The following is a 6,148-nucleotide window of genomic DNA, read 5'->3' on the forward strand; positions in this document are numbered from 1 at the left end:
GGCTACGAGCTGGCGGCGGGCGCCGACGCCCTGGCCGCCATCGCCCCGCCCCCCGAGCCGGACGGGACGCAGCGTCTGATCCTCGCGATCGCGCGGGACGCCCGCACCGGCCTGCTGCCGAGCGCCGTTTCCGAAGCCGCATTGATGCGCCGCTACCGGGTCGGCCGGGCCGCGCTCGCGGCGGCGCTCGCCGGGCTCGCCGCCGCCGGCGTGATCGAGCGGCGTCCGGGCACCGGCTGGTCGATCCCGCAGCCGCGCTACGATGACCGGACGCGGGCCGAGAGCTACCGCTTCCGCCTGGCGGTGGAGCCCGCGGCGCTGCGCGAGCCGGGCTATCGGCTGGATCCGGACTGGGCGCGGCGGATGCGCGACGAACACCGGACGATGCTCGCGATGCCCTGGCGGGAGGAGCGCGCGATCGCGCTGTTCGAGATGAACGCGCGCTTCCACGAGGGGCTGGTGGCCGGGGCCGGCAACCGCTTCATGCTCGCCGCGATCCGCCAGCAGAACCGGCTGCGCCGCTTCTCGAACTACGACTGGACCTTCGGCCCGGCCCGCGTGGTGCAGTCCTGCACCGAGCACCTCGAGATCCTCGACCGGATCGAGCAGGGCGAGGTCGAACTCGCCGCCCTGCTCCTGCGCCGGCACCTGGAACGCGCGGCGGCGCTGGTCCGTTCGCCGAGCTGATCTGATTTTCATGATCTCGAAAGACATCATGCTCGGCGCCCCGGTGTGGCTCGCCACCGCACCACCGCCACCCGCGACCCGGCCGGTCGCCGGGCCGGTCGAGACACGCGTCGCCGTGATCGGCGCCGGCATCCTGGGGCTGTCGACCGCCCTCGCCCTCGCGCAGAGCGGTGTCGATACCGTCGTGCTGGAGGCGGCAGGCATCGGTGCCGGCGCCTCCGGCGCCTCCGGAGGGCAGGTGATCCCGGGGCTGCGTTTTGATCCGGGCGAGCTCGCGCGGGTCTGGGGCGCGGCGGCCGGCCGGCGCGCTTGGCGCTTCGGGATGGAGACGGCCGACGCCGCCTTCGCCCTCATCCGGCGCGAGGGGCTGGACTGCCATGCGGAGCAGCGCGGCTGGATCCAGGCGAGCGACACCGACCACGGCCTGGCCGAGGCGCGGCGGCGCGTCGATCTCTGCCGGCAGGCAGGACAGGACGCCACGCTGCTCGACCGCGACGCGATCGTGGCCAAGATCGGCAGCACGGCCTATCGCGGCGGCTGGCTGCATCGCAGCGGCGGCACGGTCAATCCGCTCGCCCTCACCCGCGCGCTCGCGCGCGCCGCCCTTGCGGCGGGCGCGCGCGTGCACACGGACTCGCCGGCGATCGCGCTGCGCCGGGACGGCAGCGGCTGGGCGATCGCAACGCCCGCAGGCCGCGTGACGGCGCCATCCGTGCTGGTTGCAACCAATGCGCTGACGGGCGGGCTCTGGCCCCCGCTCGCGCGCGCGATCCTCCCGGTCTGGAGCTTCCAGGTCGCGACGTCCCCCCTGCCCGAGCCTGTGCGAGCCCGCGTCCTGACGTCCGGCGCCTGCGTCTCGGACACGCGGCGCGTGCTGCGCTACTTCCGCCTCGATCCTGCCGGCCGGCTCGTGGTCGGCGGCAAGGGGACGGCCGCGGCGCCGCGCCGGCCGGCGCAGTTCGCCCTGCAGGAGAGGACGATGCAGCGGCTCTTTCCCTTCCTCGGCGCGCTTGCGGTCACGCATCGCTGGGGCGGGCAGGTCGCGATCGTCCCCGGACGCCTGCCGTCCGCCCACCTGCTGGCGCCCGGGCTCTGGGCGGCGATCGGCTGCAACGGCAAGGGAGTCGCCTGGTGCCTCGCCTTCGGCTCCCGCCTGGCCGAGGCGATCGCCGGCGGCGGGCCCGGCGTCCTGCCGATCCCGCTCACCCCCGTCGCCCCGATCCCGTTCCATCGCCTCCGCCGCCTCTACGTCGCCGCCGCCGCAGCCTGGCTGCGCGCGCGCGACCGGCTGGACGGGACAGGATCCGCCGGTCATGGCGGACGCGCAAAGGCTTGACCGGAGGCGCGGGGCAGCACCCGCAGCCCCCTGGCGCGGCCGGCGCGTGGCGGGGCCGGCGCGGCCCCGGCCGCACCCCTGCGCGCGGCCCGGGAGGCGGTCCGCCTATCCCTGGCGCTGCAGCCCGAGCTCCTGCTGCACCACGCCCACCCACCACGCGACGCCGAGCGGGATGATCGCGTCGTTGAAGTCGAAATGCGGCGTGTGCAGTTCGGGCGAGCGGCCGTCCGGCCCCGCGCCGCCGCCGATGAACATGAAGGCGCCGGGCTTCGCCTCCAGCATCAGCGCGAAATCCTCCCCGCCCGTGACGGGCGCGGCGTTGGCGTCCACCGCCTCGGCGCCGACCAGCGCCTCGGCCGCCGCGACCGCGACCGCGGTCTGCTCCTCGTGGTTGACGAGCGCCGGCACGCCGCGACGATACTCGACCTCCGCCGCGCAGCCATGCGCCTGGGCGAATGTCGTCGCGAGCTCGCGGATGCGCCGCTCCAGGAGGTCACGCACGGCGCGGGAGTAGCTGCGCGCCGTGCCGGCGAGGCGGAGTTCGGCCGGCATGACGTTGGGGGAGTCGAACGAGCCGCCGGCGATCGCGCCGACCGAAAGCACGGCCGCCTCCACCGCCGGCACGTTGCGGCCGATGATGGTCTGCAGGGCCAGCACGAAATGCGCCTGGACCACGGTGACGTCGGTGGCGAGATGCGGGGTGGAGCCGCCATGTCCGCCGGTGCCGCGGAAGGTGACCGCCCAGCGGTCGGCGGCCGCCAGGGCCGGGCCGGTGCGCGTGGCGAACCGTCCCGCCGGCAGGTTCGGCTTGTTGTGCAGGCCATAGACGGCATCGCAGGGGAAGCGCTCGAACAGCCCGTCGGCCAGCATCGCGCGCGCGCCGCCCCGGCCCTCCTCGGCCGGCTGGAAGATCAGGTGCACGGTGCCGGCGAAGTCGCGGTGCTCGGCGAGATAGCGCGCAGCGCCGAGCAGCATCGCCGTGTGGCCGTCATGGCCGCAGGCATGCATCACGCCCGGGTTGCGCGAGGCATAGGGCAGCCCCGTCGCCTCCGGGATGGCAAGCGCGTCCATGTCGGCGCGCAGTCCGATCGCCCGCTGGCCGGCGAACTTCCCCTTCACCGTGCCGACCACGCCGGTCCTGCCCACGCCCTCGGTCACCTCGATGCCCCACTCGCGCAGCTTGGCCGCGACCAGCGCGGCCGTGCGCACCTCCTCCATGCCCATCTCGGGATGCGCGTGGATGTCGCGGCGGATGGCGGTGAGCTCGGCGTGGTACGGCTTCACGCCGTCGATGACGGATCGGTCCATGGGCGGGTCTCTCGCGTGCGCGTCCCGGGGGGCGGAAGATGCAACGGCCGCGCCGCGAAGGCCAGGGCGGGCGGTGACGAGACGCTGCCGGCCGGCGCGACCGAGGCGAGGACCGCGCCCCGGGAAATGGACGACGGCCGGGGGACCGCGCCCCGGGAAATGGACGACGGCCGGGGGACCGCGCCGGTCCCACCCTGCGCTACCGCGCCGCGTCCAGCCCCATCTGCCAGAACCGCGCCTCCAGCCGGCATGCCGCCTCGAAGCTGCGGGCGAGCTCCGCGAACCGCGCCTCCGCACCGCGCGCCGCGCCCAGCCGGTCGAGCCGCGCGATCGCCTCGGCGGCGATCGCCTGGAACTCCGCGCCGCCGTACATCTCCTGCCAGGCGCGATACGGGTTGCCCTCGCGCTTCAGCGCAGGGTCGGCCGCCATGCGCGCGCCGATCTCGGCATAGCCGATCACGCACGGGGCGAGCGCCACTTCGAGATCCAGCACGTCTCCCGCGAGGCCGCGCTCGAGGACGTAGCGCGTGTAGGCCATCGTCTCCTCGGCCTCGGCTTCCGCCTCCATCGTCGCCTCGTCGATGCCCCAGCCCGCGCAGTACTGCACGTGCAGCCGCATCTCGTGGTCGATCAGCGCATGCAGCGTCGCCGCCGCGCCGCGGATATCGGCCACGGTGGCGTGCTTGAACGCCGCGAGCGCATAGGCGCGGGCGAAATGGATCAGGAACAGGTAGTCCTGCGTGAGATAGCGGCGGAACGCGGCCTCCGGCAGCGATCCGTCGGCCAGGCCGCGCACGAAGGGGTGCGCGACATAGGCCTCCCAGGACGGGCGCGCCGCCTCGCGCAGGCGCGCGAACAGGGTGCCCGGCGCGCGGAGCGCGTCCTGCGATCCCGCTGCGGCGATCGCGTCCATCAGTCCTTCATCGCGTTGCGCGTCGCCTTGGGCAGGCGCACCACCAGCCCGTCGAGCTCCTCGGTCATGACGATCTGACAGCCGAGCCGCGAGGTCTCCTCCAGCCCGAAGGCGAGATCGAGCATGTCCTCCTCGTCCTCGGTCGGCGCCTGGAGCAGTTCGAAATACTTCGGATCGACGATCACGTGGCAGGTCGAACAGGCGAGCGAGCCCTCGCAGGCGCCCTCGATGTCGATGCCGTGGCGATGCGCGATCTCGAGCACGGAGAGCCCGAGCGGCGCGTCCACCTCGCGGCGCGTGCCGTCACGCTCGATGAAGGTCATCTTCGGCATGCCAGGTCCCGTCGTTGTCAGGCGGCCGCCCAGGCCTCGTGCGCCGCGATCAGTGCGGCGGCCGCGTAGTCGATGTCGGCGGCGGAGGTAAAGCGCCCGAGCCCGATGCGCAAGGTTCGCCCCGCCTCCTCGTCGGAGAGGCCGAGCGCGCGCAGGACATAGGAGGGCTCGATCGCGGCCGAGGAACAGGCCGAGCCGGTTGAGACACAGAGATCCGGCGCGCGCGCCATCAGATCGGCCGCAGGGGTGCGCGGGAAGGTCAGGTTGAGATTGCCGGGAATGCGCGCGGCAGCACTGCCGTTCAGGCGCAGCCCGGGCAGTGCCTCGGCGAGCCGGCGATGGAGCGAGTCGCGCAAGGAGGCGAGCCGCGCCGCCTCCGCCGCCATCTCGGCGGCTGCGATCCGGCACGCCTCGCCCAGGCCGACGATCAGCGGCGTGGCCAGCGTGCCCGAGCGCAATCCGCGCTCCTGCCCGCCGCCGGAGAACAGCGGGGCCAGGCGGACCCGCGGACGGCGGCGCACATAGAGCGCCCCCACCCCCTTCGGCCCGTAGAGCTTGTGGCCGGACAGCGACACCAGATCGAGGCCGAGGGCGGCGACGTCGAGCGGGATCTTGCCGGCCGCCTGCGCCGCGTCGGTGTGGAACAGGGCGCCCGCGCGCTTGGCGATCGGCACCAGCGCGGCGAGGTCCTGGATCACGCCGATCTCGTTGTTGACCGCCATCACGCTGACCAGCAGCGTGCGGTCGTCGACGGCCGCGGCCAAGATGTCGGGATCGAGCAGACCGTCGGGGCGGACGGGCAGCACCACCGGCTCGAACCCCTCGGTGGCGAGATCGGCCACGCTCTCGAGCACGCATTTGTGCTCGGTCGCGACCGTGACCACGCGGTTGCGCGGTGAGCCCTGCGCGCGGGCGAACCGCGCCGCCCCCTTGATGGCGAGATTGTTCGACTCCGTGGCGCCCGAGGTGAGGATGATCTCGCGCGCCTCCGCGCCGATCAGCGCGGCCACCTGGGCGCGCGCCGCCTCCACCGCCGCCTCGGCTTCGCGGCCCATGCGGTGCTCGGCGCTGTGGGGATTGCCGAAGCGGTCCGTGAACCACGGCAGCATCGCCTCGACCACGCGCGGGTCGCATGGCGTGGTCGCCTGGTTGTCGAGATAGACCGGGCGGTTGCGGGGGGCGGGCTGATCCATGCCCGGGGATGTCGCGTCAGGCGGGCGCGGGTTCAACCGTCCGCGCGAGCCGGGCGGCCATCGCCGCATAGGCGGCGAGGAAGCGGCCGGGCGCGTCGTCCGGCGCGTCCCAGGGCAGGCTGACCCGGATGGCGCAGCCCGCGAGCGGGCCGAGCCCCATCGCCCGCAGCACGTGGCTCTCCGCCACCTTGCCCGAGGAGCAGGCCGCCCCCGCCGAGACCTCCACCCCGGCGAGGTCGAGCGCCATGACCTGGGTCGCGGCCGGCACGCCGGGAAGTGCCAGCGCGAGCGTGTTGGGCAGCCGGGCGGCGCCGAGCGCGAGCGGCACCGCGCGGGGGACGCGTTCGGCGAGCCCGGCGAGGATCGCGTCGCGCAGGGC

General features: G+C 74.5%; 6 protein-coding genes and 1 pseudogene. 2 read left to right on the forward strand and 5 right to left on the reverse strand.

The window, feature by feature from the left end:
* Positions 1 to 687: GntR family transcriptional regulator (locus FK498_RS16520; protein ID WP_141856477.1), on the forward strand; the 687-nt coding region annotated here is incomplete at its 5' end.
* Positions 688 to 697: 10 nt separating this feature from the next.
* On the forward strand, positions 698 to 2,023 hold the full coding sequence (locus FK498_RS16525; protein WP_141856479.1) for an FAD-binding oxidoreductase: 1,326 nt from the start codon (positions 698 to 700) through the stop codon (positions 2,021 to 2,023).
* 105 nt (positions 2,024 to 2,128) lie between these two features.
* Here FK498_RS16525 and FK498_RS16530 read toward each other — a convergent pair whose 3' ends face one another.
* The 5 genes and pseudogenes from FK498_RS16530 to FK498_RS19435 all read right to left on the reverse strand — a co-directional run.
* On the reverse strand, positions 2,129 to 3,331 hold the full coding sequence (locus FK498_RS16530; RefSeq protein ID WP_141856480.1) for a M20 aminoacylase family protein: 1,203 nt from the start codon (positions 3,329 to 3,331) through the stop codon (positions 2,129 to 2,131).
* A gap of 199 nt (positions 3,332 to 3,530) precedes the next feature.
* Positions 3,531 to 4,244, reverse strand: a complete 714-nt coding sequence (tenA, locus tag FK498_RS16535; RefSeq protein ID WP_141856482.1) for a thiaminase II — start codon at positions 4,242 to 4,244, stop codon at positions 3,531 to 3,533.
* Positions 4,244 to 4,576, reverse strand: a complete 333-nt coding sequence (locus FK498_RS16540; protein WP_019016394.1) for a ferredoxin family 2Fe-2S iron-sulfur cluster binding protein — start codon at positions 4,574 to 4,576, stop codon at positions 4,244 to 4,246. Before FK498_RS16540 ends, tenA begins: the two co-directional genes overlap by 1 nt.
* A gap of 17 nt (positions 4,577 to 4,593) precedes the next feature.
* Entirely contained in the window at positions 4,594 to 5,769 is a 1,176-nt protein-coding gene (locus tag FK498_RS16545; protein WP_141856484.1) for a cysteine desulfurase family protein, read from the reverse strand.
* A 16-nt stretch (positions 5,770 to 5,785) separates the two neighbouring features.
* Positions 5,786 to 6,148, reverse strand: a pseudogene (locus FK498_RS19435) (cysteine desulfurase); the annotation flags it as partial.

Origin of the sequence: Elioraea sp. Yellowstone (assembly GCF_006704265.1) — a bacterium.
GTDB lineage: Bacteria > Pseudomonadota > Alphaproteobacteria > Acetobacterales > Acetobacteraceae > Elioraea.

What these genes read in the sequence shown, in the direction of transcription:
- FK498_RS16525 (WP_141856479.1), top strand. Translation starts at nt 698, where the DNA reads ATGATCTCGAAAGACATCATGCTCGGCGCCCCGGTGTGGCTCGCCACC.
- FK498_RS16530 (WP_141856480.1), bottom strand. Translation starts at nt 3,331, where the DNA reads ATGGACCGATCCGTCATCGACGGCGTGAAGCCGTACCACGCCGAGCTC.
- tenA (WP_141856482.1), bottom strand. Translation starts at nt 4,244, where the DNA reads ATGGACGCGATCGCCGCAGCGGGATCGCAGGACGCGCTCCGCGCGCCG.
- FK498_RS16540 (WP_019016394.1), bottom strand. Translation starts at nt 4,576, where the DNA reads ATGCCGAAGATGACCTTCATCGAGCGTGACGGCACGCGCCGCGAGGTG.
- FK498_RS16545 (WP_141856484.1), bottom strand. Translation starts at nt 5,769, where the DNA reads ATGGATCAGCCCGCCCCCCGCAACCGCCCGGTCTATCTCGACAACCAG.